This is a genomic window from Streptomyces sp. NBC_00259 (assembly GCF_036181745.1).
Classification (GTDB): Bacteria; Actinomycetota; Actinomycetes; order Streptomycetales; family Streptomycetaceae; genus Streptomyces; species Streptomyces pratisoli.
The window spans coordinates 1,802,256-1,823,465 of sequence record NZ_CP108080.1; the positions used below are offsets into that span (position 1 = coordinate 1,802,256).

Consider the following 21,210-nt stretch of genomic DNA (forward strand, 5'->3'; position numbering starts at 1 on the left):
CTGGTCTGTTCTGCTCGGTCATGCCGTGCTGCCCCCGTCCTCGGTCGCCACTACGGCCCCGTCGTTCTCTTCCATGATCTCGCCTGTCGCCATATTCACCGCGGGGGCGGCGGGCGCCGCCTGTGCAAGGGCAACGACCACGGACTCCGCCGTCTTCCGGCCCATGCCGGGCACCTCGCAGATCTGCTCGATTGTCGCCTGCCGCAGCCGCTTCACCGAGCCGAAATGCTTGATCAGCGCCTGCTTGCGGGTCTCGCCGAGGCCCGGCACCGCGTCCAGCGGGCTCGTCCGCAGCCGCTTGGTGCGCTTGGAGCGCTGATAGCGGATCGCGAAGTCGTGAGCCGTGTCACGCACCCGCTGTATGAGATACAGCCCCTCGCTGGAGCGGGGCAGCACGACCGGGTCGTCCTCGCCGGGCAGCCAGATCTCCTCCATGCGCTTGGCGATCCCGCAGACGGCGACATCGTCGATGCCCAGCTCGTCCAGGGCCCGCTGCGCGGCGGCGACCTGCGGCTGTCCGCCGTCGACGAGGACGAGCTGCGGCGGGTAGGCGAACTTCTTCGGTCTGCCGTTCTCCTCGGCGGCGGTCAGGGCGACCTCACCACCGTCCTCGGCGGTCCACTCGCCCGTCTTCTCCTTCTCGGCGAGGTAGCGCCGGAAGCGCCGGCTGATCACCTCGTGCATGGACCGGACGTCGTCCTGCCCCTCGCCGTGCCAGACCTGCGTATCGCCGACACGGCCCTTGATCTGGAAGCGCCGGTACTCGCTCTTCCTCGGCAGCCCGTCCTCGAAGACCACCATGGACGCCACCACGTCCTCGCCCTGCAGATGCGAGATGTCGAAGCACTCGATCCGCAGCGGCGCCGAGTCCAGGTCCAGCGCCTCGGCGATCTCCTCCAGGGCCCGGGAGCGGGTGGTGAGGTCGCTCGCGCGCTTCGTCTTGTGCAGTACGAGAGCCTGCTGCGCATTGCGCCCGACCGTCGCCATCAGGTCCTTCTTGTCCCCGCGCTGCGGGATGCGCAGCGAGACGGCGGACCCCCGCCGCTCGCTCAGCCACTGGGTGACCGCGGCGAGATCCTCGGGCAGGGCCGGGACGAGCACCTCCTTGGGGACGGCGTCGCCGCTCTCCTCCCCGTACAGCTGCTGCAGCGCGTGCTCGACCAGGCCCGCCGTGTCGACCGCCTCGACCTTGTCGGTGACCCAGCCGCGCTGGCCGCGGACCCGGCCGCCACGCACGTGGAAGATCTGGACGGCGGCCTCCAGCTCGTCCTCGGCGACCGCGATCAGATCCGCGTCGGTGGCGTCCGCCAGCACCACCGCGTTCTTCTCCAGAGCCCGCCTGAGGGCCTCTATGTCGTCGCGCAGCCTGGCCGCCCGCTCGTACTCCATCTCCTCGGCCGCCGCCGTCATGTCCTTCTCCAGACGGCGGATGTAGGTGCCCGTGCGGCCGGCCATGAAGTCGCAGAAGTCCTCCGCCAGTTCGCGGTGCTCCTCCGCGGTGACCCGGCCCACGCACGGCGCCGAGCACTTGCCGATGTAGCCCAGCAGACACGGCCGGCCGGTCCGCGCGGCGTTCTTGAACACCCCGGTGGAGCAGGTGCGGACGGGGAAGACCCGGAGCATCAGGTCCACGGTCTCGCGGATCGCCCACGCGTGCCCGTAGGGACCGAAGTAGCGCACGCCCTTCTTCTTGGCGCCGCGCATCACCTGCACCCGCGGGAACTCCTCGTTCATCGTCACCGCGAGATAGGGGTAGCTCTTGTCGTCCCGGTACTTGACGTTGAAGCGGGGGTCGAACTCCTTGATCCAGGAGTACTCCAGCTGCAGCGCCTCGACCTCGGTGGCGACGACGGTCCACTCCACGGAGGCCGCGGTCGTGACCATCGTGCGGGTGCGCGGATGCAGACCCGCCAGGTCCTGGAAGTAGTTGGCGAGACGCTGCCGCAGACTCTTCGCCTTGCCGACGTAGATCACCCGGCGGTGCTCGTCACGGAACTTGTAGACCCCTGGCGAGTCGGGGATCTGTCCCGGCTTGGGTCGGTAGCTGGAGGGGTCTGCCATGCCGCCCACCCTACTGGCGGCCACGGACAACCGGGGCCCGCCGGGGGCGCGTGGACGGCGTCCCGCGCCCGGGCGCAGGCGCGGGTACGGGGCCGGTGCGGTGCGGGGCGGGTCGAGCCGGGAGCGGGGCGGGGGCGCTTCGAGCCGGGCGGTGGAGGACGCGTCCGGACACGTGCCATGAGCATCTTCCGTTGTCCGGACCAGGTCGACACGCTTCAATGCGGGGTGATGCACGGCTGTGAACGGTGCGTTCCGGGTGTGAGCGGCCGTCTTCGGCCCATCGGCATGACCGCGGCCCACGGTGCGACGATCCGCCGGGCCGCCGTGACCATTCACCGAGGAGTCCCCATGGGGTACGCCGCGCACCCCGCGCACACGGAGGCCGAGCTGGCCCAGGTGCTGCACACCGGCCCGTTCCATGTGGCGCTGCGGGCGGCGCTCGCGGTGCGCGGGCTGCCGCTCCAGCGGGTCCAGCACCACCTCGCGCACCGGGGGGTCAAGGTCGGCGTGACCAGCCTCAGTTACTGGCAGCAGGGCGCGCGCCGGCCGCAGCGCCCCGAGTCGCTGCGGGCCGTGCGCGCCCTGGAGGAGGTGCTGCAGCTGCCGGGGAACTCCCTGCTGCGGCTGCTGCCGGAGGGCGGCGCACCGAGCGACCGGGGCAGACCGGCGGCGCGCTCGTACCGCTCGCTCGCCGGGGCGTCCGGTGTGCTGGAACGGCTGCTGGCCGCCTTGGATCAGCCGGCGGACGGCGGGCTGCACACGGTCGGGCACCACGAGCGGGTGCGGATCGGCGCGGGACGTGAGCTGCTGGGGCGGGACTCGCAGCACGTCGTACGCGCCTACCGCGACGGCGTCGACCGCTGTCTGGCCGTCCACCAGGGAGATCCCGGGTGCGACCCGGCCCGGGTGACGGTGCGGGCGACGGAGAACTGCCGGACGGGGCGGGTGCGGTACGACCGCGCGTCGGGGGTGCTGGTCGCGGAGCTGCTCTTCGACGCACGGCTGCGGGCCGGTGAGACGTATCTCTTCGGGTACGGCTTCGAGGACGGCACGGCCGGGCCGAGTGGTGAGTACGCGCGGGGCTTCGGCTTCGCGGGCGGGCAGTACGTACTGCAGGTGCGGTTCGACGAGGCGGCGCTGCCCCTGCGGTGCCGGCGCTTCGTCCAGGCCTCGGCGGGGGCGGCGCGGACGGGCCGTGCGGATCTGACGCCGAACGGCCGGCACGGCACGGTCCATCTGGTCGAGCAGGACGTACGGCCGGGGGTCCTGGGGATCGACTGGGACTGGGACTGAGCCGCACGCGCCCCGCGCAGGCCCGCAGGCCGGCCCCTCCGGCTCGCAGGCCGGACCCTCGGAGCCGTCGGCCCGCGCCCCGCGCAGGCTCGCAGGTCGCGCCCTCGGAGCCGTCGGCCCGTGGGTCAGGCGTCCGGGCCCGCGACCAGCTTGCCGTCCCGGACACTGACCGGGACCTGCGGGAGCGGCACGGTCGCGGGGCCCTTGAGGGCCTTGCCGGTGGTGACGTCGAAGCGGCTTCCGTGGCACGGACAGTTGCCCTCCGTGCCCTCCACCTTGTCCAGGACGCAGCCGGCGTGCGTGCACTGCGCGCTGAACGCCTTGTATTCGCCCTGCGCCGGGCAGTGCACGACGAGCCGCTGCTCGCGGTAGAGCCGGGCGCCGCCGACGGGGATCTCGTCCGCGGCACCGAGGTCGACCGGTGCGGTCGGCGTCGGGACCTGTGCGTGGCCCACCTTGGAGTCGGTGGAGCAGGCGGCGACACCCAGCCCGGCGGCCCCCGCGAGGGCGGCGCCTTTCAGCACGGTACGGCGGGCGGCGGGCTGGCCGGACATGAAGGTCTCCACGGGTCAGGGGTGGGGGGGCGGTGACAGACCCGACGATACCGGCGCAGATCGCGGCCCCTCCGGGCGGGTCGGGTCAGGGCCGCGGGAGGGCTGTCGCGGCCAGGACCGATGGGTTACGTTTTCAGCCGTGATCGTCGTCGCCGGTGAGTCCCTGATCGACCTGGTCCCGCAGCGGAGGGCGGTCGACGGCGAACCGCTGCCGCCACTGCTGCCGCGGCTCGGCGGCGGCCCGTACAACACGGCGGTGGCTCTGGGGCGGCTCGGCTCGCCCGTCACCTTCTGCTCACGGGTGTCGACGGACGGTTTCGGCGAGGCACTGCTCGGCGGGCTGCGTACGGCGGAGGTCGGGACGTCGCTGGTGCAGCGGGGGCCGGAGCCGACGACGCTCGCGGTCGCCTCGATCGGCGCTGACGGTTCCGCGGGGTACGGCTTCTACACGTCAGGGAGCGCGGACCGGCTCTTCGAACTGCCGCCGGAACTGCCGCGCGGGGTGCGGGCGTTGGCGTTCGGCACGTGCTCGCTGGTGCTGGAGCCCGGTGCGAGCGCGTACGGGGCGCTGCTGCGGCGGGAGGCGGGACGCGGGGTCTTCACCCTGCTCGACCCGAACATCCGGCCGGGGCTGATCCCGGACCCCGACGCGTACCGGGCGCGGTTCGCGGGATGGCTGCCGTCGGTGTCGCTGCTGAAGCTCTCGGAGGACGACGCGAAGTGGCTCGGCGGCGACCCCGAGCGGTGGCTCGCGCAGGGCCCGGCGGCGGTGGTGCTGACCCGCGGTGAGCGGGGGCTGACGGTCTACACCCGCGACGGCGCCGAGGTCTCCGTCCCGGCGGCCGCGGTGAACGTCGCGGACACGATCGGCGCGGGCGACACGGTGAACGCGGCGCTGCTGCACACCCTGGACCGGCACGCCGCGCTCTCCCCGAGCGCCCTGCGGGCCCTGGACGCCCCCACCTGGTCCGCCCACCTCACCTTCGCGGCCCGCGCGGCGGCCCTGACCTGCTCCCGCACGGGCGCGGAACCCCCGTACGCGCGGGAACTGGAGTAGATCCAGGCCGGCGGATCCGACCCGTGCCGGGGCGGAGCCCCGGTGGTCGGGTCCGGCGCGGGTCCGCCGCCCCCGGGCGGTGGCGGGTCCGCGCCGGACCCGAGGTCAGGCCTTGCGCGCGCGGGTGCGCGAGGCGGCCTGCTTCTTCACCGGCTTCACCGGCGTCGCATTCGCCGTCACCGTCTTCTTGGCCACCGCGGTCGAGTTGGCCGACACCGTCTTCCTGGCCGCCTTCTTCGTCGCCGCCTTGCGCGACTGCGGCGGCACCGAGTCGATGATGCGCTCCGGGCTCAGGATGTCCCGCAGGAACTTGCCGGTGTGGCTGGCGGGGACGCCGGCGATCTGCTCCGGCGTGCCCTCGGCGATGACGAGTCCGCCGCCGCTGCCGCCTTCGGGGCCCATGTCGACGACCCAGTCCGCGGTCTTGATGACGTCCAGGTTGTGCTCGATCACGATCACCGTGTTGCCCTTGTCGACCAGCCCGGACAGCACCTTGATCAGCTTGGAGATGTCCTCGAAGTGCAGTCCGGTCGTCGGCTCGTCGAGGACGTAGACCGTGCGGCCGGTGGACCGCTTCTGCAGCTCGCTCGCCAGCTTGACGCGCTGCGCCTCACCACCGGAGAGCGTGGGCGCGGACTGCCCGAGCCGGACGTACCCGAGGCCCACCTCGTTCAGCGTCTTCAGGTGGCGGGCGATCGTCGGCACGGCCTCGAAGAAGTGCAGCGCCTCCTCGATGGGCATGTCCAGCACCTCGGCGATGGACTTGCCCTTGTAGTGGACCTCCAGGGTCTCCCGGTTGTAGCGCGCTCCGTGGCAGACCTCGCACGGGACGTACACGTCCGGCAGGAAGTTCATCTCGATCTTGATCGTGCCGTCGCCCGAGCAGTTCTCGCAGCGCCCGCCCTTGACGTTGAAGGAGAAGCGGCCCGGCAGATAGCCGCGCACCTTCGCCTCCATCGTCTCGGCGAAGAGCTTGCGGACGTGGTCGAAGACTCCGGTGTACGTCGCCGGGTTGGACCGGGGCGTACGGCCGATGGGCGACTGGTCGACGTGCACGACCTTGTCGACGAGGTCGTCGCCGTCCACGCGGGTGTGCCGGCCCGGCACGGACTTGGCACCGTTCAGCTCGCGCGCCAGGTGCGTGTACAGAATGTCGTTGACCAGCGTCGACTTGCCGGATCCGGAGACTCCGGTGACGGCCGTGAGGACACCGAGCGGGAACGACACGTCGATGTCCCGGAGGTTGTTCTCCCGGGCACCGTGCACCGTCAGCTGTCTGGTCGGGTCCGTGGGGCGTCGGATGTCGGGCGTCGCGATGGACCGCTTCCCGGACAGGTACTGCCCGGTCATCGACTCCTTGTTGGCCAGGAGTTGCTTCAACGGGCCGGAGTGGACGACCTTGCCGCCGTGCTCTCCGGCGCCGGGGCCGATGTCGACGACCCAGTCGGCGACCTTGATGGTGTCCTCGTCGTGCTCGACGACGATCAGCGTGTTGCCCATGTCCCGCAGGCGCACCAGGGTCTCGATGAGCCGGTGGTTGTCGCGCTGGTGCAGACCGATCGACGGCTCGTCCAGGACGTACAGCACGCCGACGAGTCCGGAGCCGATCTGGGTGGCGAGCCGGATGCGCTGGGCCTCGCCGCCGGAGAGCGTGCCCGCGGCCCGGTTGAGCGAGAGGTAGTCCAGGCCGACGTCGACCAGGAACCGCAGCCGCTCGTTGACCTCCTTCAGCACGCGCTCGGCGATCTTCTTGTCGCGGGCGCTGAGCGTCAGCCGGCCGAGGAACTCGGCACACTCGCTGATCGACATCGCGGAGACGTCGGCGATGGACTTCTCCATGACCGTGACCGCGAGGACGATCGGCTTGAGCCGCGTGCCCTCACAGGTCGGGCACGGCACCTCGCGCATGTAGCCCTCGAAGCGCTCCCGGCTGGAGTCGCTCTCGGCCTCGCTGTGCCGCCGCTTGACGAAGGAGACCGCGCCTTCGAACGCCGGGGTGGTGTACGCCCGCTCCCGTCCGTACCGGTTCCGGTAGCGGACCTCGACCTGGGTCTTGTGGCCGTACAGCAGGGCCTTCCTGGCACGCTGCGGCAGCCCCGCCCAGGGCATGTCGGTGCTGAAGCCGAGCGCGTCGGCGAGCCCGCCGATGAGCCGCCCGAAGTACTCCTTGGTGTGGCCGTGGGACCAGGGGTGGATCGCGCCCTCGTCGAGCGACCGCTCCTCGTCCGGGACGATCAGCTCGGGGTCGACCTCCATGCGCGTGCCGATGCCGGTGCAGTCGGGGCAGGCGCCGAAGGGCGAGTTGAAGGAGAAGGAGCGGGGCTCCAGCTCCTCGAAGGACAGGTCGTCGTACGGGCAGTACAGGTGCTCCGAGTACATGCGCTCGCGCTCGGGGTCGTCCTCGGGGAGGTCGACGAAGTCGAGCACGACCATGCCGCCGGACAGGCCGAGCGCGGTCTCGACGGAGTCGGTGAGCCGGCGCTTGGCGCTCTCCTTGACGGTGAGGCGGTCGACGACCACCTCGATCGTGTGCTTCTCCTGCTTCTTCAGCTTGGGCGGGTCGGTGAGCTGGATCGTCTGCCCGTCGACCCTCGCCCGCGCGTACCCCTTGGTCTGGAGGTCGGCGAAGAGGTCGACGAACTCGCCCTTGCGCTCCCGGACCAGCGGCGACAGCACCTGGAAGCGGCTGCCCTCGGGGAGCTCCAGCACCTTGTCCACGATGGCCTGCGGCGACTGCCGCGTGATCGGGCGACCGCACTCGGGGCAGTGCGGCTTGCCGATGCGGGCGAAGAGCAGCCGGAGGTAGTCGTACACCTCGGTGATCGTGCCGACCGTGGAGCGCGGGTTGCGCGACGTGGACTTCTGGTCGATCGAGACGGCCGGCGAGAGGCCCTCGATGAAGTCGACGTCCGGCTTGTCCATCTGGCCGAGGAACTGCCGGGCGTAGGAGGACAGCGACTCCACGTACCGGCGCTGGCCCTCCGCGAAGATCGTGTCGAACGCGAGCGACGACTTGCCCGACCCCGAGAGCCCGGTGAAGACGATGAGCGAGTCACGCGGGAGGTCGAGCGAGACGTTCTTGAGATTGTGCTCGCGAGCGCCACGGACGATGAGACGGTCGGCCACGCCGGGTCCGCACCTTTCTTGAGACAGGTCGTGAGAAGCATCGGGAGCAGGGCCCCCCGTCCCGGATCGTTCCAGGCTAGAGGGACCGCGAGATCAACGGTGCCGGACTGTTGAACGCCCGGCTTTCAAGGATGCCTCACCGTGAGCCTATAGCACGCGTATTCGATTTACGGCCATGCTCGCCCACCTTCACTCGAACGTGTGGCGGCACTATCGTCTTCCCCATGATCGATCCCGTACGTGACCTGGCCTCTGTACGCGAAGCGACGAAGCGGCTCCTCGACGCGACCGCCGCCCTGGACAACGCGGCCGTCGCCGAGCCGTCACGGCTTCCCGGCTGGACGCGTGGCCATGTGCTGGCGCATGTGGCCCGCAACGCCGACGCCCTCGTGAACGTTCTCGAGGGCCGCCCCATGTACGTCAGCGCCGAGGCGCGCGACGACGACATCGCGCGGGACGCGCCCCGGCCGCTCGCCGTCCACCTCGACGACGTACGCGAGTCCGACGAGCGCTTCGGGTCCACGGGTGCGGCCGAGGCCGACTGGGCGCGCGTCGTGGAACTCCGCAACGGTGTGAAGGACACGGCGTCCCGGATCCCCTTCCGCCGGCTGGTCGAGGTCGAACTGCACCATGTCGACCTCGGCGTCGGTTACGAGCTGGAGGACCTGCCGGCGGACTTCATGGAGCGCGAGATCGGCTTCCTCACGGAACGGTTCGACGGACACAAGGACGTTCCGCCCACCACCGTCGTCGCCGCCGGCGGCAGTGGTTCGTGGACCACGGGGGGCGGAGCCGACGGCGGACCGGTCACCGTTTCGGGGAGCGCCCCGGATCTGCTCGGCTGGCTGGCCGGCCGCCGCGACGGCTCGGCGCTGGAGGTCACCGGCGGACCGCTTCCGGTGCTCCCGCCCCTGTAGTCGTCTGAGTACGCTGACCCCATGACATACAGCGGAGCGGTGAAGGTCGGCGGTCCGGCGGATGTGCACGAGCTGGCGGACCTGATGATCTCCAAGGTCGCCGTCGGCCCGATGGACAACAACTCCTATCTGCTGCGCTGCCGGACCACCGGCGAGCAGCTGCTGATCGACGCGGCCAACGAGCCCGACACGCTCCTCCGGCTGATCGGTGACGACGGCATCACGTCCGTCGTCACCACGCACCGGCACGGCGACCACTGGGAGGCGCTGGCCGACGTGGTCTCGGCGACCGGGGCCCGGACCTACGCGGGGCGCCATGACGCGGCGGGCATTCCGGTGCCGACCGATGTGCTGGTCGACGACGGGGACACGATCACGGTGGGCCGGGTCGGGCTCACCGCCCGCCATCTGGTGGGCCACACGCCCGGCTCGATCGCGCTCGTCTACGACGACCCGCACGGCCACCCGCACGTCTTCACCGGTGACTGTCTCTTCCCGGGCGGCGTGGGCAACACCTGGAAGGACCCGGACGCGTTCGCCTCGCTGATCCGTGACGTCGAGACGAAGCTCTTCGACGCGCTGCCGGACGAGACCTGGGTCTACCCGGGCCACGGCAACGACACGACGATCGGCGACGAGCGCCCCCACCTTCCCGAGTGGCGCGAACGCGGCTGGTGACGGCGTCCGGGGCCGGTCGGTGACGGACCCCGGAAGCGGCTGACGGCGGGGCGCGCGAGCGGCATTCGGAGCTCCGTGCGCCCCCGTAACCGTGGACGATCACGGGTAGTTGGCGCGACATGCACAACAGTCACGCTCCGTTGCCGCCGTCGGAACCGGCCGCCGCTTCGGAACCGTCCGCCCCGCCCCCTTCCATGGCCCGGATCGCGATGGCCGCCCTCGCCGGGACGGCCGTCGAGTTCTACGACTTCTTCGTGTACGGCACCGCCGCGGCGCTGGTTCTCGGCCCGCTGTTCTTCCCGACGTTCTCCCCGCTCGCGGGCACTCTCGCCGCCTTCGGCACGTTCGCGATCGGCTTCGTCTCCCGGCCCCTGGGTTCGGTGCTCTTCGGGCACATCGGTGACCGCTACGGACGGCGGCCGGTGCTCTTCGCATCCCTGCTGCTGACCGGACTGGCCACGGTCGGGGTCGGCTGTGTGCCGTCGTACGCGACCCTCGGCGTCGCCGCTCCCCTGCTGCTGCTCGTGCTGCGCTTTCTGCAGGGGCTCGGCGTCGGCGGTGAATGGGGCGGGGCGGTCCTGCTGACGGCCGAGCATGCGCCGGCCGGGCGCCGTGGACTGTGGTCGAGCTTTCCGCAGATCGGGCCCTCGGTCGGCTTTCTGCTGGCCAACGGCGTGATGCTGGCGCTCTCCGCGGGACTGAGCGATGCGCAGTTCCGCGAGTGGGGCTGGCGGGTGCCGTTCTGGGCGGCGGGGCTGCTGGCCGCGGGCGGTCTGCTGCTGCGTCGCTCGCTGGCGGAGACACCGCAGTTCGAGCAGATCGGCGAACGGGCGCGGCTGCCGCTGGCCGAAGTGGTGAGCGGGCACTGGCGGCTGGTGCTGCTGACCGCCGGGGCGCTGTCCGTCGGTTACGCCGTCTTCTACGCGGTCTCCACCTGGTCGCTGGCGTACGGCACCGAGCGGCTCGGTGTCAGCCGTACGGTGATGCTCGTCTGCATCATGGCGGCCGTGGCGGTCAAGGGCGCCGTGACCCCGTTCGTGGCGATGCTCGGCGACCGGTACGGCCGCAGGCCGTTGTGCCTCACGGGGTGCGCGGCCTGCGCGCTGTGGATGTTCCCGATGGTGGCGCTGCTGCAGACCGCCGATCCGCTGCTGATGTTCGCGGGGTTCCTGGGCGCGCTGCTGGCGTTCATCACCATGTTCGCGGTGGTCGGGGCGTATCTGCCGGAGCTGTACGAGCCCAGGGTGCGGTGCACGGGCGCGGCGGTCGGCTACAACCTGGCGGGGGTGCTGGGCGGGGCGCTGACGCCGGTGGTGGCCACGGCGGTGGCGGGCGGAAGCGGGCCGCCGTGGGGCGTCGCGGCGTATCTGACCGCGATCGCGGTACTCAGCCTCGGGTGCTTCGCGCTGCTGCCGGAGACGGCGCCGGCACGCGGGCCCGCGCGGAAGCCTGCGGCGGAGGCGGAAGGTGCGGCGGAAGGGGCGGCCGCGTGAGCGGGCCCGGCGGTCCGCGGCCCGGGGCCGTGCGCCGTCCATGACGCACGGCACCGGCCGGGTTGCGGTGGCAACCCGGCCGGTGTTCCGCGTCGTGACCGCGCGCGGGATGAGCGCCGCGCGGCGCGCGGTGAGGCGTCAGGCCTCGATGCTGTCCTTGTCCTTCTCGGGCTCGCCGGCCGCGGAGGCTTCCGCGGCCTCCGCCGCCTCCCGCTGCTCCTGCTTCCTGGAGGCGATGAGGCTCGTGATCGTGGTGATGATCAGTACGCCGCAGATGACCGCCAGCGAGAACGGGATGGAGATCTCGGGGACGTGGACGCCGGACTCGTGCAGTGCGTGGAGCACGAGTTTGACTCCGATGAAGCCGAGGATCACCGACAGGCCGTAGCTGAGGTGGACCAGCTTCTTCAGCAGTCCGCCGATCAGGAAGTACAGCTGACGCAGTCCCATCAGGGCGAAGGCGTTGGCCGTGAACACGATGTACGGGTCCTGGGTCAGGCCGAAGATCGCGGGGATCGAGTCCAGGGCGAACAGCACGTCGGTGGTGCCGATGGCGAGCATGACGACCATCAGGGGGGTCAGGATGCGCTTGCCGTTGGCGCGGATGAAGAGCTTCGTGCCGTGGTACCTGTCGGCGACGCCGAACTTCTTCTCGATGGACTTGAGGAGCCTGTTCTCCTCGAACTCGTCCTCTTCCTCGTCCTTGCGCGCCTCCTGGATGAGCTTCCAGGCGGTGTAGATCAGGAACGCGCCGAAGATGTAGAAGACCCAGGAGAAGCTGGCGATGATCGCCGCACCCGCGGCGATGAAGATGGCCCGCAGGACCAGCGCGATCAGCACACCGATGAGCAGCACCCGCTGCTGGAGGTGGGACGGCACCGCGAACTTCGCCATGATCAGCACGAAGACGAAGAGGTTGTCGACGCTGAGCGACTTCTCGGTGATGAAGCCGGCGAAGAACTCGCCCGAGGCCTGGCTCTCACCGGCCAGCAGCAGCCCGAGTCCGAAGAGCACGGCGAGGACGATCCAGACGACCGTCCATATTCCGGCTTCCTTGATCGACACGTCATGGGGCTTGCGCCCGATGAAGAAGTCGACCGCGATCAGGACGGCCAGACCAAGAATGGTCACTGCCCACATGGTGAATGAAACGTCCACTGCGCCTCCGGCGTCGTACGGCTACTGATCAGCGTCGTCGCTGCCGGAGGTCTCTTCCACCCGGGCGGCACTCGCCGCACTACGGGCCGGCGCCCCGGGACCGGTCTAGGTCTGTCCGTCCGTATTGACGGGCACGCCGCATATGGGAGTACTCCCCTCCGCGCAAAGAACAGTACAGGAAAACCCAAGGGATGGTAAAGACAGAGGTAATGTAAGCGTCAAGTAAGCAGGTCAGCAGGGGTCCTGGCGTTCTGCGCCCGGAGCAGCGCGCGACGGGTCAGCGCCTCCACGTCCGGCGCGCTTCGGCGACCTGGGCCAGCACCAGCCGGAGCACATCACTGCCCGCCGGGACCTCCGGCGGCTCGTAGGTCCAGGAGTGCTGCACCCACGGGTCGGCGAGGTGGTCGTCCGGGACGGGCGTGATCCGCAGCAGGGAGCGCCAGAGCGGATCGAGCACCGGCCCGTAGGCGCTCGCGTCCTCGCGGTCGGCGACCATCAGCAGATGGACCCCGACCGCCGGGCCCTCGTCGGCGAGGTAGCGCAGCTGCGTGACGGCCCGGTCGTCGAAGCCGTGCGGGAAGTCGTTGACGATCAGCAGCTGCTCGGCCGTGTCGAGGTCGGGCGGCAGGGCGTCGGCCGCGCCGCCGCGCACGGCCATCTGCACGAGGTCCACCCGCTGGGTGAGCTTCGCGAGCACGGTGGAGACGCCCTGGGCTCCGGCGGCCGGCGGCCCGTCCAGCACGCCCGACCCCACGAGCGGGGCCAGCGAGACCGCCGCGGAGCCCGCGGGGTCGATGACATGGACCGTGAACTCCCCGGCCGGATACACCGCGAGCAGCCGGACCGCGTGGCCGACGGCGGTGTCCATGGCGCGCCGGCGCAGCTGCGCCTCGTCCATGAGGGAGGCCGCCTCCGAGGCGCCGCGGCCGCTGTCCACCCACAGGCCGCGCTCCAGCGGCAGCCGGATCAGCATGGGGATCCGCAGCTCGGGCCGCTCGGGAAGGTGCAGATCGCCGAGGCGCAGAGCCATCGGGATCTCCATCGGGACCCGGTAGCCGTGCCAGACGGGGCTGTCCCAGCGGGCGAACGCGGGCGGCAGGGCGGGCTCGACGACCTCGGACTCCGCGATCAGCTGGGCGAGGTCACGGTCGAGGACCTCGCGGGCCCGCTCGGTCAGCTCGTCGTGCTTGGCGCGGGCCGCCTCACGGGCGGTGTCACCGGCGCCGGCGATCCGGCTGCGCGGGTCGGACAGGGCCCGGTCGAGCTCCTGGTCGAGCCGGGACTCGGCGAAGTCGACCGCGCTGCGGTACGCGGCCGTCGTACGGGCCAGGTCCTCGAACATGCCCCACACCTGGTTGTAAAGACGCTCCTCCAGCGACCAGCCGGTGGCGTCCCCGGCGACCGGCGTGGGCGGACGTCCCGGCTCGGCGTGCGGTGCGGCCGGGGGCGGGGACGGCGGGGCGGCGGGCTGCTGCCGACGCGGGTGCGTGTAGTCGATGGAGCCGTCGTGGGTCTGCGCCGGCGGCTGGGGCGGCGTGGAGGCCGGAGGCTGCGGGTCCGCTGCCGCTCCCGGTCCTGAGCCGGGGCCGGGGCCGGGGCCCGTGCTGTGACCGGGGCCGGGGCCGGTGTCGCCGGCTGTGCCGCCGGCGGCCGCCGCCGCGTTGTGCCGTACTTCCGTCGTCCGGGCCGGGGGTGTCCCCACCGTACGGGCCACGCCGGGGGCGACGGTCTCCTGGATGACGGCGGCCAGTTCGCCCGCGCGGTCGAGGCCCTGGTCGGTGAGGAGTGCGGTGAGGCCCCCCGCGTAGCCCTGGCCGACGGCGCGGACCTTCCAGGCGCCCTGGCGGCGGTAGAGCTCCAGGGCCACGACGGCGGATTCGGAGTCCAGGCCGGTGATCGTGTAGCTGGCGATCTCGTCGCCGTCGGGCCCGGTCACGGCGACGTACGGGGCGGCGACGGAGCCGAACCGGACCGGGGAGCCCGGCCCCATCGGCAGCGCGAGCAGCACGGTCAGCCGGTGCACCGCCGGGGGCACGGCGTCGAGGTCGACGGTGAGCCGCTGGTCGGCGGTGGCCCGGCGGGAGACCTCGATCCCCGGAAGGGCCGCCTGGCCGGGGTGGGCGACCCATTCGGTGCTCGGCACCCGGCCGTCCTCGTCGGCCAGGGTGGCGGCCGCCACGACCGGTTTGCCGGCCGACACCCGGATGCCGACTCGGGTGTGGGGCAGGGCGTGGTTCTGCCCCCTGACCAGCTCGGCCGTCATCGCCTCTGTCCCCTCGGTGGTAAGCGGTGCAGCTCCCGGCGGCCTGCTGCCTCCGGGAGCTGCGCGGTCACGACAGTCGAAGCCGCGCCTACAGATGCGGCAGGATCGACGGCATCAGGTCCTGGAACGTCCGGCCGGTGCCGGGGTTGCCCAGGGCGGTCATCTGCCAGCCGGAACCGACGCGGTGCACCTTCGCCATGATCTGCGCGGTGTACTGACCGCCGCCGTCCAGCGTGTAGCGCGCGAGCTCCTGGCCGTTGGTCTCGTCCACGATGCGGCAGAACGCGTTCTGCACTTCCTGGAACGTCTGGCCCGTGAACGAGTTGACCGTGAAGACGATCTGGTCGATGTGGACCGGCACCCGCTGCAGGTCGACGAGGATGGACTCGTCGTCACCACCCTGGCCGGCGCCGCCGACCAGATTGTCGCCGGTGTGCCGGACCGAGCCGTCGTCGCTCACGAGGTGCCGGAAGAAGACCACGTCCACCGGCTGCTTGTCGGCGAAGAGCACCGCCGAGGCGTCCAGGTCGACCTCCCGGGTGCGCGAGCCGAACAGCCCGCGCCGGGGCGCCGCCTGCCAGCCGAGCCCCATCCGCACCGCGGTGAGGGTGCCGCCGCCCTGCTTCTCCAGGCTGATGGCCTGTCCCTTGGTCAGATTGACGCCAGGACCCCCGGGCGTACCGCCCTTGGATACGTCCACCACGCGCTGTCCCCTCTCCATGGTTCCCCCGCAACCGTCCGTGTGTGCGGTTGCCCAGCACCCTACGCAGCAGCACTGACAGCGCAGCAGCCTTGGTCCGTTTTTGTGTCGGTGTTGAAACACAGACGTCCGGCGGGCGCGCGGACGCCCGGCCTGCTCAGGCGATCCCCGCTTCCTTCATCTGCCGCAGCTCCTTCTTCAGTTCGCTCACCTCGTCGCGGAGCCGTGCGGCCACCTCGAACTGGAGCTCTGCCGCGGCGGCACGCATCCGGTCCGTCATCTCCTCGATGATCCCGGCCAGTTCGGCGGCCGGGCGGTCGCTGGTGATCTCGCCCTTGCCGGTGGCCACGGCCGCCTTGGGGCCCTTGGGCCCCTTGACCGTGTGCGCGCCGAGCGACGGCACCGGCGCCTTGGCCGCCTTGCCGTCCTTGCCCTGGCGGTAGCCGGTGCCGAGCAGCTGCTCGGTGTCGACCTCCTCGCGGGCGATGGTGGCCACGATGTCGTTGATCTTCTTGCGCAACGGCTGCGGGTCGATGCCGTTCGCCTTGTTGTAGGCGACCTGCTTCTCGCGACGGCGGTTGGTCTCGTCGATGGCCTTCTCCATCGCCGGGGTGATCTTGTCGGCGTACATGTGGACCTGGCCGGAGACATTGCGCGCCGCGCGGCCGATGGTCTGGATCAGGGAGGTGCCGGAGCGCAGGAAGCCCTCCTTGTCGGCATCGAGGATCGCCACCAGTGACACCTCCGGAAGGTCGAGACCCTCACGGAGCAGGTTGATGCCGACCAGGACGTCGTACTCGCCGGAGCGCAGCTCGCGGAGCAGCTCGATCCGGCGGAGCGTGTCGACGTCGCTGTGGAGGTAGCGGACGTTGATGCCCAGCTCCAGGAAGTAGTCGGTGAGGTCCTCCGCCATCTTCTTGGTGAGCGTGGTGACCAGGACGCGCTCGTCCTTCTCGGTGCGCTTGCGGATCTCGTGCACCAGGTCGTCGATCTGGCCCTCGGTCGGCTTGACGACGACCTCCGGGTCGACGAGGCCGGTGGGACGGATGATCTGCTCCACGAAGCCGTCGGAGCGGGAGAGTTCGTAGGTGCCCGGGGTGGCGGACAGATAGACGGTCTGGTCGATGCGCTCCTGGAACTCCTCCCACTTCAGCGGCCTGTTGTCGAGCGCCGAGGGCAGCCGGAAGCCGTGCTCCACGAGGGTGCGCTTACGGGACGCGTCGCCCTCGTACATCGCGCCGATCTGCGGGACCGTCACATGGGACTCGTCGATGACGAGGAGGAAGTCCTCCGGGAAGTAGTCCAGGAGCGTGTTGGGCGCGGTGCCGGGGGCGCGGTCGTCGAAGTGCATCGAGTAGTTCTCCACGCCGGAGCAGGATCCGATCTGGCGGAGCATCTCGATGTCGTACGAGGTGCGCATGCGCAGTCGCTGGGACTCCAGGAGCTTGCCCTGCTTGTCCAGCTGGGCGAGGCGCTCCTCCAGCTCGCGCTCGATCCCGTTGACCGCCTTCTCCATGCGCTCCGGGCCGGCCACGTAGTGGCTGGCGGGGAACACGTAGAGCTCCTGGTCGTCGCTGATGACCTCGCCGGTGAGCGGGTGGAGCGTCGAGAGCGCCTCGATCTCGTCGCCGAACATCTCGATCCGGACGGCGAGCTCCTCGTAGACCGGGAAGATCTCGATGGTGTCGCCCCGCACCCGGAAGGTGCCCCGGGTGAACGCCAGGTCGTTGCGCGTGTACTGGATGTCGACGAACCGGCGCAGCAGCTGGTCGCGGTCGATCTCCTCGCCGATCTTGAGCGGCACCATGCGGTCCACGTACTCCTGGGGGGTGCCCAGGCCGTAGATGCACGAGACGGAGGCGACCACGACCACGTCCCTGCGGGTCAGCAGCGAATTCGTCGCGGAGTGGCGCAGCCGCTCCACCTCCTCGTTGATCGAGGAGTCCTTCTCGATGTAGGTGTCCGACTGGGGGACGTACGCCTCGGGCTGGTAGTAGTCGTAGTACGAGACGAAGTACTCCACCGCGTTGTTCGGCAGCAGCTCGCGGAACTCGTTCGCCAGCTGGGCGGCCAGCGTCTTGTTCGGCGCCATCACGAGGGTGGGGCGCTGAAGCTTCTCGATCATCCAGGCCGTGGTGGCCGACTTGCCGGTGCCGGTCGCGCCGAGCAGGACGACGTCCTTCTCGCCCGCGCGGATGCGCCGGGCGAGCTCGGCGATGGCCGCGGGCTGGTCACCGCTGGGCTGGTAGGGGCTGACGACCTCGAAGGGCGCCATCGTGCGTTCGATCTGGGAAACGGGCCGCATGGAACCACCGTACGACCCGCCACTGACAGCCGGGCCGGATCGGCCGTGCCCGGGAGCTCCGGGGAGCGGGCGGGCGCCGGCGGAAGCGGGTCAGCGCTGGCGGGAGCGCTGGGACACGCGACGCACGGTGCGCGGGGACGCCGACCGGTTCGCCGGTTCTCCGTAGGACGGCAGCCGCCGCTGCGCGGGCACGGCTCCCGGCACCGTGCGGGACAGGCGCACGGGGGGCGCCTCGTCCCGGTCGCCCGTGACCAGCAGCGGGTCGAACATGACGACCGCGGCCGCCAGGATCAGGAAGACGGCCGGGCCGACCAGCATCGGGGCGAGGAGCGTGGCGGGCGAGTCACCGACGGCGGACGGCGGGACGGTGCCGTGCAGATGGACGTCGACGGCCGCCATCCCGGCGTAGTGCATTCCGCTCACCGCGACGCCCATCGCCAGGCTGGCGCCGAGGCTCGCCAGGAACCCGTGGACGGACACGGCGGCCCACAGCGCGGTGGTCGCCGCCACGACGGCGATCACGACGGACAGCGCGACGGTCGGGGTGTCGTACACGAGCCGTCCCTGGAGCCTCATCCCGGCCATGCCGAGATAGTGCATGGAGGCGATGCCGAGGCCGGTGATGGTCCCTCCGGTGATCAGGGCCATCGCCGTGGCGCCCCGGTGGCCCACGATGAAGATGCCGATGCCGGTCATGACGACGGCGATGCCGAGGCTGGCGAAGGTGATCGGCCGATCGTAGCTGATCGGGGCCTCGGCGACGGTGAAGCCCATCATGGCGACGAAGTGCATCGTCCAGATCCCGGAGCCGATCGAGGTGGCGCCGAGCGCCAGCCAGCCCGGTCTGAGGGCTCCGCCGTGGCGCAGTGATCTGGTGGTGCAGCGCAGCCCCAGCGCGCCGCCGAGGCAGGCCAGGAGGTAGGCGGCCACAGGCGTGACGAGACCGTAGCTGAAACCGTCCACTGTGCCCTGCATCGTTCTATGCCCTTCGCCCCTTGTGTCGCCCGTGCCCCCGTGTGCCCCCGTCGAGGAAGCCTTGTCCGGGCGAGAGTATGGCGAGCGGACCGGCAAGCACACATCGGGGCCGGGTTTTCTCCGCGAGGAAACGGTGGAGCGAGGACCCCATCGCGACGGTTCCGTTCATGTTGTGGCCATCCTGTACCCGCCGGCCGTTCCGAAGGCGTCGGACGGCGGTTGTCCACAGGCCCGGCCGGCTGTCGGTGGCCGGTCGTACGGTGGTCCGCATGAACAGCTTCGCGTGGACCGTCGTGGACTCGGACATCGGGCCGCTGCTGCTCGCCGCCACCGACGAGGGGCTGGTGAGCGTCGTGTTCCACGCCCGGGCCGGGGTGCGGGACAGGGCGCTGGGGCAGCTGGCCGCGCGGCTGGGCCGTGAGCCCGTCGAGGACGTGACCGGCTCGGGTCTGCTCGCCGAGCCGATACGGGAGCTCGCGGAGTACTTCGCGGGGCGGCGCAAGGAGTTCGGGCTGCCGCTGGACTGGTCGCTGACCTCCGGCTTCAACCGCCAGGTGCTGCGCGAGCTCGCGGACGGCGTTCCGTACGGGACGGTCGTGGGGTACGGCGATCTGGCCGACCGGGTGGGCCTGCCCGGCGCCGCCCAGGCCGTGGGCGCGGCGATGGGCTCGAATCCGCTGCCCCTGGTGGTGCCGTGCCACCGGGTGGTGGAGAGCGACGGGGGTCTGGGCGGATTCGGTGGAGGTCTTGAGACCAAGCGGAAGCTGCTGGCGCTGGAGGGGGTGCTGCCACAGCCGCTGTTCTGATCCGGTGCTCTGATCCCGTGTCCTGATCCGGTGCTCTGATCCCGTGTCCTGATCCGGTGCCGGGCCGCCCGGGCGGGAGCCGGGCACTGCCCGTGCGGTTCCCCTCGAACGGGTGTCCCTGGCACACTGCGGCGGTGTCCGCTCCTTCCCGTGATGTCCCCCTGGCCTCCGCCTCCGTCGACCTGCCCGCCCTGCGGCGGCGGGTCACACCCGTGCTGATCGTCAGTCAGATCCTCGGCGGACTCGGCGTCGCGACCGGTATCGCCCTGGCAGCCGTGCTGGCCCAGCAGGTCAGCGGGTCCGAGGCACTGTCGGGCCTCGCTCCGACCGCGACCGTCGCGGGTACGGCACTGCTGTCCGTGCCGCTGGCCGCGCTGATGACCGCTCGGGGGCGGCGCCCCGGGCTGGTCCTGGCGTATCTGATCGGGGCCGTCGGAGCGGGTGTGGTCGTGCTCGCCGCGGTGCTGGGGAACTTTCCGCTGCTTCTGCTGGGCATGGCCGGGTTCGGGGCGGCGTCCTCGGCGAATCTGCAGGCGCGGTTCGCCGCCGCGGATCTGGCCGAGCCGGATCGACGGGCCCGGGCGATCTCCACGGTGGTGTGGGCGACCACGATCGGCGCGGTGCTCGGGCCGAACATCGCGGCGCCGGCGGGACGGAGCGTCTCCGGGCTCGGCATACCGGCGGCCGCGGGGCCGTTCGTCTGGGCGGCCGCGGTGTTCCTGCTCTCGGCGCTCGTCGTGGCCGTACTGCTGCGGCCCGATCCGCTGCTGACGGCACGGGCGCTGGCACCGGCCGGGGAGGACGCGAAGGAGGGGCGTTCCCTGAGGGCGGGCGTGCGGGCGGTCCGGGAATCGCCGCGGGCCCGGCTCGCGCTGGTCACGGTCGCCGTCTCGCACACCGCGATGGTGTCGATCATGTCGATGACCCCGCTGGCGCTCAGCCACCACGGGGCCGGGATCGAGCTGATCGGCCTCGTCATCAGCGGCCACATCGCCGGTATGTACGCCTTCTCGCCGGTGATGGGAATGCTGTCCGACCGGCTCGGCAGGCTCTCGGTGATCGGCCTCGCCGTGGGGCTGCTGGCGTGCGCCGCTCTGCTGGCCGGGACGGCGGGGGCGAGCCACGGCCGTACCGCGGCCGGCCTGTTCCTGCTGGGGCTCGGCTGGTCCGCGGGACTCGTCTCGGGCTCCGCCCTGCTCACCGACTCCGTACCCGGCCCCGCCCGGGCCGCCGTGCAGGGCCTGTCGGACCTGACCATGAACGCGTCGGCGGGCATCGGCGGCGTCATGGCCGGCGTCATCGTGGCGAAGGCGGGTTACGGCGGGCTCAATCTGATCGGCGCCTGCCTGCTGCTCCCGCTGGCGGCCCTCGCCGCCCGGCGCGCACTCACCAAGGGGAAGCCGGCCGTCAAAGGCTGATGTGGTAGGCCTTGCGCAGCGTCTCGTGCACGGTCCAGGTCGTACGGTCGCCCTCGCGCAGCACACATGCGTCACCCGGCCCGACCTCCAGGGTGTCGCCCCCTTCGACCTCGATGGTGGCACGCCCGCTCACGACCACGAACAGTTCGTTGGCCTCGGTGTCGGTGACCACGCCCGGGGTGATCTGCCAGATGCCCCGCAGCTGCTTGCCGTCCTCCGACTCCCACAGCGTCCGGCCCGTCACGACCGGTTCCCCGGAGACGATCTGGCCGGGATCGAGGGGCTCGGACTCCAGCTCGGCATCCGGAATGTGCACGGCGAACGAAGGGGAGGAAGGCCCGGCGGCTGTGTGATCGAAGGTCGTCATGGCGGCTCACCTTAGCGGGCGAAAAGATGCCCGTGCGCG

The 21,210-nt window shown here is 71.2% G+C and carries 16 protein-coding genes; 7 read left to right on the top strand and 9 right to left on the bottom strand.

The window, feature by feature from the left end; genetic code table 11:
- Nucleotides 1-18: 18 nt before the first annotated feature.
- On the bottom strand, nt 19-2,061 hold the full coding sequence (gene uvrC / locus OG766_RS08130; protein ID WP_328724910.1) for an excinuclease ABC subunit UvrC: 2,043 nt from the start codon (nt 2,059-2,061) through the stop codon (nt 19-21).
- Nucleotides 2,062-2,409: 348 nt separating this feature from the next.
- Here uvrC and OG766_RS08135 point away from each other — a divergent pair, with 348 nt between their 5' ends.
- Entirely contained in the window at nt 2,410-3,354 is a 945-nt protein-coding gene (locus OG766_RS08135) for a hypothetical protein (RefSeq protein WP_266375045.1), read from the top strand.
- Nucleotides 3,355-3,479: 125 nt separating this feature from the next.
- On the opposite strand, the gene OG766_RS08140 is transcribed toward OG766_RS08135, so the two are convergent.
- Nucleotides 3,480-3,908: a Rieske (2Fe-2S) protein gene (locus OG766_RS08140; RefSeq protein WP_266375044.1), complete on the bottom strand. Its 429-nt coding sequence runs from the start codon at nt 3,906-3,908 to the stop codon at nt 3,480-3,482.
- A gap of 139 nt (nt 3,909-4,047) precedes the next feature.
- Between OG766_RS08140 and OG766_RS08145 the strand changes: the two genes are divergently transcribed.
- Nucleotides 4,048-4,965 (top strand): carbohydrate kinase family protein, encoded by a 918-nt coding sequence (locus tag OG766_RS08145; protein ID WP_328724912.1) that lies wholly within the window; start codon nt 4,048-4,050, stop codon nt 4,963-4,965.
- A gap of 105 nt (nt 4,966-5,070) precedes the next feature.
- Here OG766_RS08145 and uvrA read toward each other — a convergent pair whose 3' ends face one another.
- Nucleotides 5,071-8,091: an excinuclease ABC subunit UvrA gene (gene uvrA / locus OG766_RS08150; protein WP_328724913.1), complete on the bottom strand. Its 3,021-nt coding sequence runs from the start codon at nt 8,089-8,091 to the stop codon at nt 5,071-5,073.
- A 224-nt stretch (nt 8,092-8,315) separates the two neighbouring features.
- Between uvrA and OG766_RS08155 the strand changes: the two genes are divergently transcribed.
- The 3 genes from OG766_RS08155 to OG766_RS08165 all read left to right on the top strand — a co-directional run bounded on the left by OG766_RS08155 (nt 8,316) and on the right by OG766_RS08165 (nt 11,179).
- Entirely contained in the window at nt 8,316-9,008 is a 693-nt protein-coding gene (locus OG766_RS08155; protein WP_328724914.1) for a maleylpyruvate isomerase family mycothiol-dependent enzyme, read from the top strand.
- Between the two features lie 21 nt (nt 9,009-9,029).
- Nucleotides 9,030-9,686 carry an MBL fold metallo-hydrolase gene (locus tag OG766_RS08160; RefSeq protein ID WP_266375039.1) on the top strand — a complete coding sequence of 219 codons (657 nt, stop codon included), beginning with the start codon at nt 9,030-9,032 and terminating at the stop codon, nt 9,684-9,686.
- A 194-nt stretch (nt 9,687-9,880) separates the two neighbouring features.
- Nucleotides 9,881-11,179 (top strand): MFS transporter, encoded by a 1,299-nt coding sequence (locus OG766_RS08165; protein ID WP_328724915.1) that lies wholly within the window; start codon nt 9,881-9,883, stop codon nt 11,177-11,179.
- 138 nt (nt 11,180-11,317) lie between these two features.
- Here the strand turns inward: OG766_RS08165 and OG766_RS08170 are convergent, their stop codons facing one another.
- The 5 genes from OG766_RS08170 to OG766_RS08190 form a co-directional block, all read right to left on the bottom strand.
- Nucleotides 11,318-12,319 (bottom strand): TerC/Alx family metal homeostasis membrane protein, encoded by a 1,002-nt coding sequence (locus tag OG766_RS08170; RefSeq protein WP_328724916.1) that lies wholly within the window; start codon nt 12,317-12,319, stop codon nt 11,318-11,320.
- Nucleotides 12,320-12,614: 295 nt separating this feature from the next.
- On the bottom strand, nt 12,615-14,600 hold the full coding sequence (locus tag OG766_RS08175; protein WP_266375035.1) for a TerD family protein: 1,986 nt from the start codon (nt 14,598-14,600) through the stop codon (nt 12,615-12,617).
- An 88-nt stretch (nt 14,601-14,688) separates the two neighbouring features.
- Nucleotides 14,689-15,255, bottom strand: a complete 567-nt coding sequence (locus tag OG766_RS08180; RefSeq protein WP_328727448.1) for a TerD family protein — start codon at nt 15,253-15,255, stop codon at nt 14,689-14,691.
- A gap of 202 nt (nt 15,256-15,457) precedes the next feature.
- Complete coding sequence (gene uvrB, locus OG766_RS08185; RefSeq protein WP_328724917.1) at nt 15,458-17,605, bottom strand: excinuclease ABC subunit UvrB; 2,148 nt, start codon at nt 17,603-17,605, stop codon at nt 15,458-15,460.
- Between the two features lie 90 nt (nt 17,606-17,695).
- Nucleotides 17,696-18,580 carry an MHYT domain-containing protein gene (locus OG766_RS08190; protein ID WP_328724918.1) on the bottom strand — a complete coding sequence of 295 codons (885 nt, stop codon included), beginning with the start codon at nt 18,578-18,580 and terminating at the stop codon, nt 17,696-17,698.
- Between the two features lie 269 nt (nt 18,581-18,849).
- On the opposite strand from OG766_RS08190, the gene OG766_RS08195 reads away from it, so the two are divergent.
- Both OG766_RS08195 and OG766_RS08200 read left to right on the top strand, forming a co-directional pair.
- Nucleotides 18,850-19,386, top strand: coding sequence for a methylated-DNA--[protein]-cysteine S-methyltransferase (locus OG766_RS08195; RefSeq protein ID WP_266375030.1), 537 nt, complete (start codon nt 18,850-18,852; stop codon nt 19,384-19,386).
- 134 nt (nt 19,387-19,520) lie between these two features.
- A complete protein-coding gene (locus OG766_RS08200) occupies nt 19,521-20,804 on the top strand; it encodes an MFS transporter (RefSeq protein WP_328724919.1) in 1,284 nt (427 codons plus the stop codon).
- Here the strand turns inward: OG766_RS08200 and OG766_RS08205 are convergent.
- Nucleotides 20,794-21,171, bottom strand: coding sequence for a cupin domain-containing protein (locus tag OG766_RS08205; protein WP_266375028.1), 378 nt, complete (start codon nt 21,169-21,171; stop codon nt 20,794-20,796). The genes OG766_RS08200 and OG766_RS08205 overlap by 11 nt on opposite strands.
- Between the last annotated feature and the right edge of the window lie 39 nt (nt 21,172-21,210).

What these genes read in the sequence shown, in the direction of transcription:
- uvrC (WP_328724910.1), bottom strand. Translation starts at nt 2,061, where the DNA reads ATGGCAGACCCCTCCAGCTACCGACCCAAGCCGGGACAGATCCCCGAC.
- OG766_RS08135 (WP_266375045.1), top strand. Translation starts at nt 2,410, where the DNA reads ATGGGGTACGCCGCGCACCCCGCGCACACGGAGGCCGAGCTGGCCCAG.
- OG766_RS08140 (WP_266375044.1), bottom strand. Translation starts at nt 3,908, where the DNA reads ATGTCCGGCCAGCCCGCCGCCCGCCGTACCGTGCTGAAAGGCGCCGCC.
- OG766_RS08155 (WP_328724914.1), top strand. Translation starts at nt 8,316, where the DNA reads ATGATCGATCCCGTACGTGACCTGGCCTCTGTACGCGAAGCGACGAAG.
- OG766_RS08160 (WP_266375039.1), top strand. Translation starts at nt 9,030, where the DNA reads ATGACATACAGCGGAGCGGTGAAGGTCGGCGGTCCGGCGGATGTGCAC.
- OG766_RS08165 (WP_328724915.1), top strand. Translation starts at nt 9,881, where the DNA reads ATGGCCCGGATCGCGATGGCCGCCCTCGCCGGGACGGCCGTCGAGTTC.
- OG766_RS08170 (WP_328724916.1), bottom strand. Translation starts at nt 12,319, where the DNA reads ATGTGGGCAGTGACCATTCTTGGTCTGGCCGTCCTGATCGCGGTCGAC.
- OG766_RS08175 (WP_266375035.1), bottom strand. Translation starts at nt 14,600, where the DNA reads ATGACGGCCGAGCTGGTCAGGGGGCAGAACCACGCCCTGCCCCACACC.
- uvrB (WP_328724917.1), bottom strand. Translation starts at nt 17,605, where the DNA reads ATGCGGCCCGTTTCCCAGATCGAACGCACGATGGCGCCCTTCGAGGTC.
- OG766_RS08190 (WP_328724918.1), bottom strand. Translation starts at nt 18,580, where the DNA reads ATGCAGGGCACAGTGGACGGTTTCAGCTACGGTCTCGTCACGCCTGTG.
- OG766_RS08195 (WP_266375030.1), top strand. Translation starts at nt 18,850, where the DNA reads ATGAACAGCTTCGCGTGGACCGTCGTGGACTCGGACATCGGGCCGCTG.
- OG766_RS08205 (WP_266375028.1), bottom strand. Translation starts at nt 21,171, where the DNA reads ATGACGACCTTCGATCACACAGCCGCCGGGCCTTCCTCCCCTTCGTTC.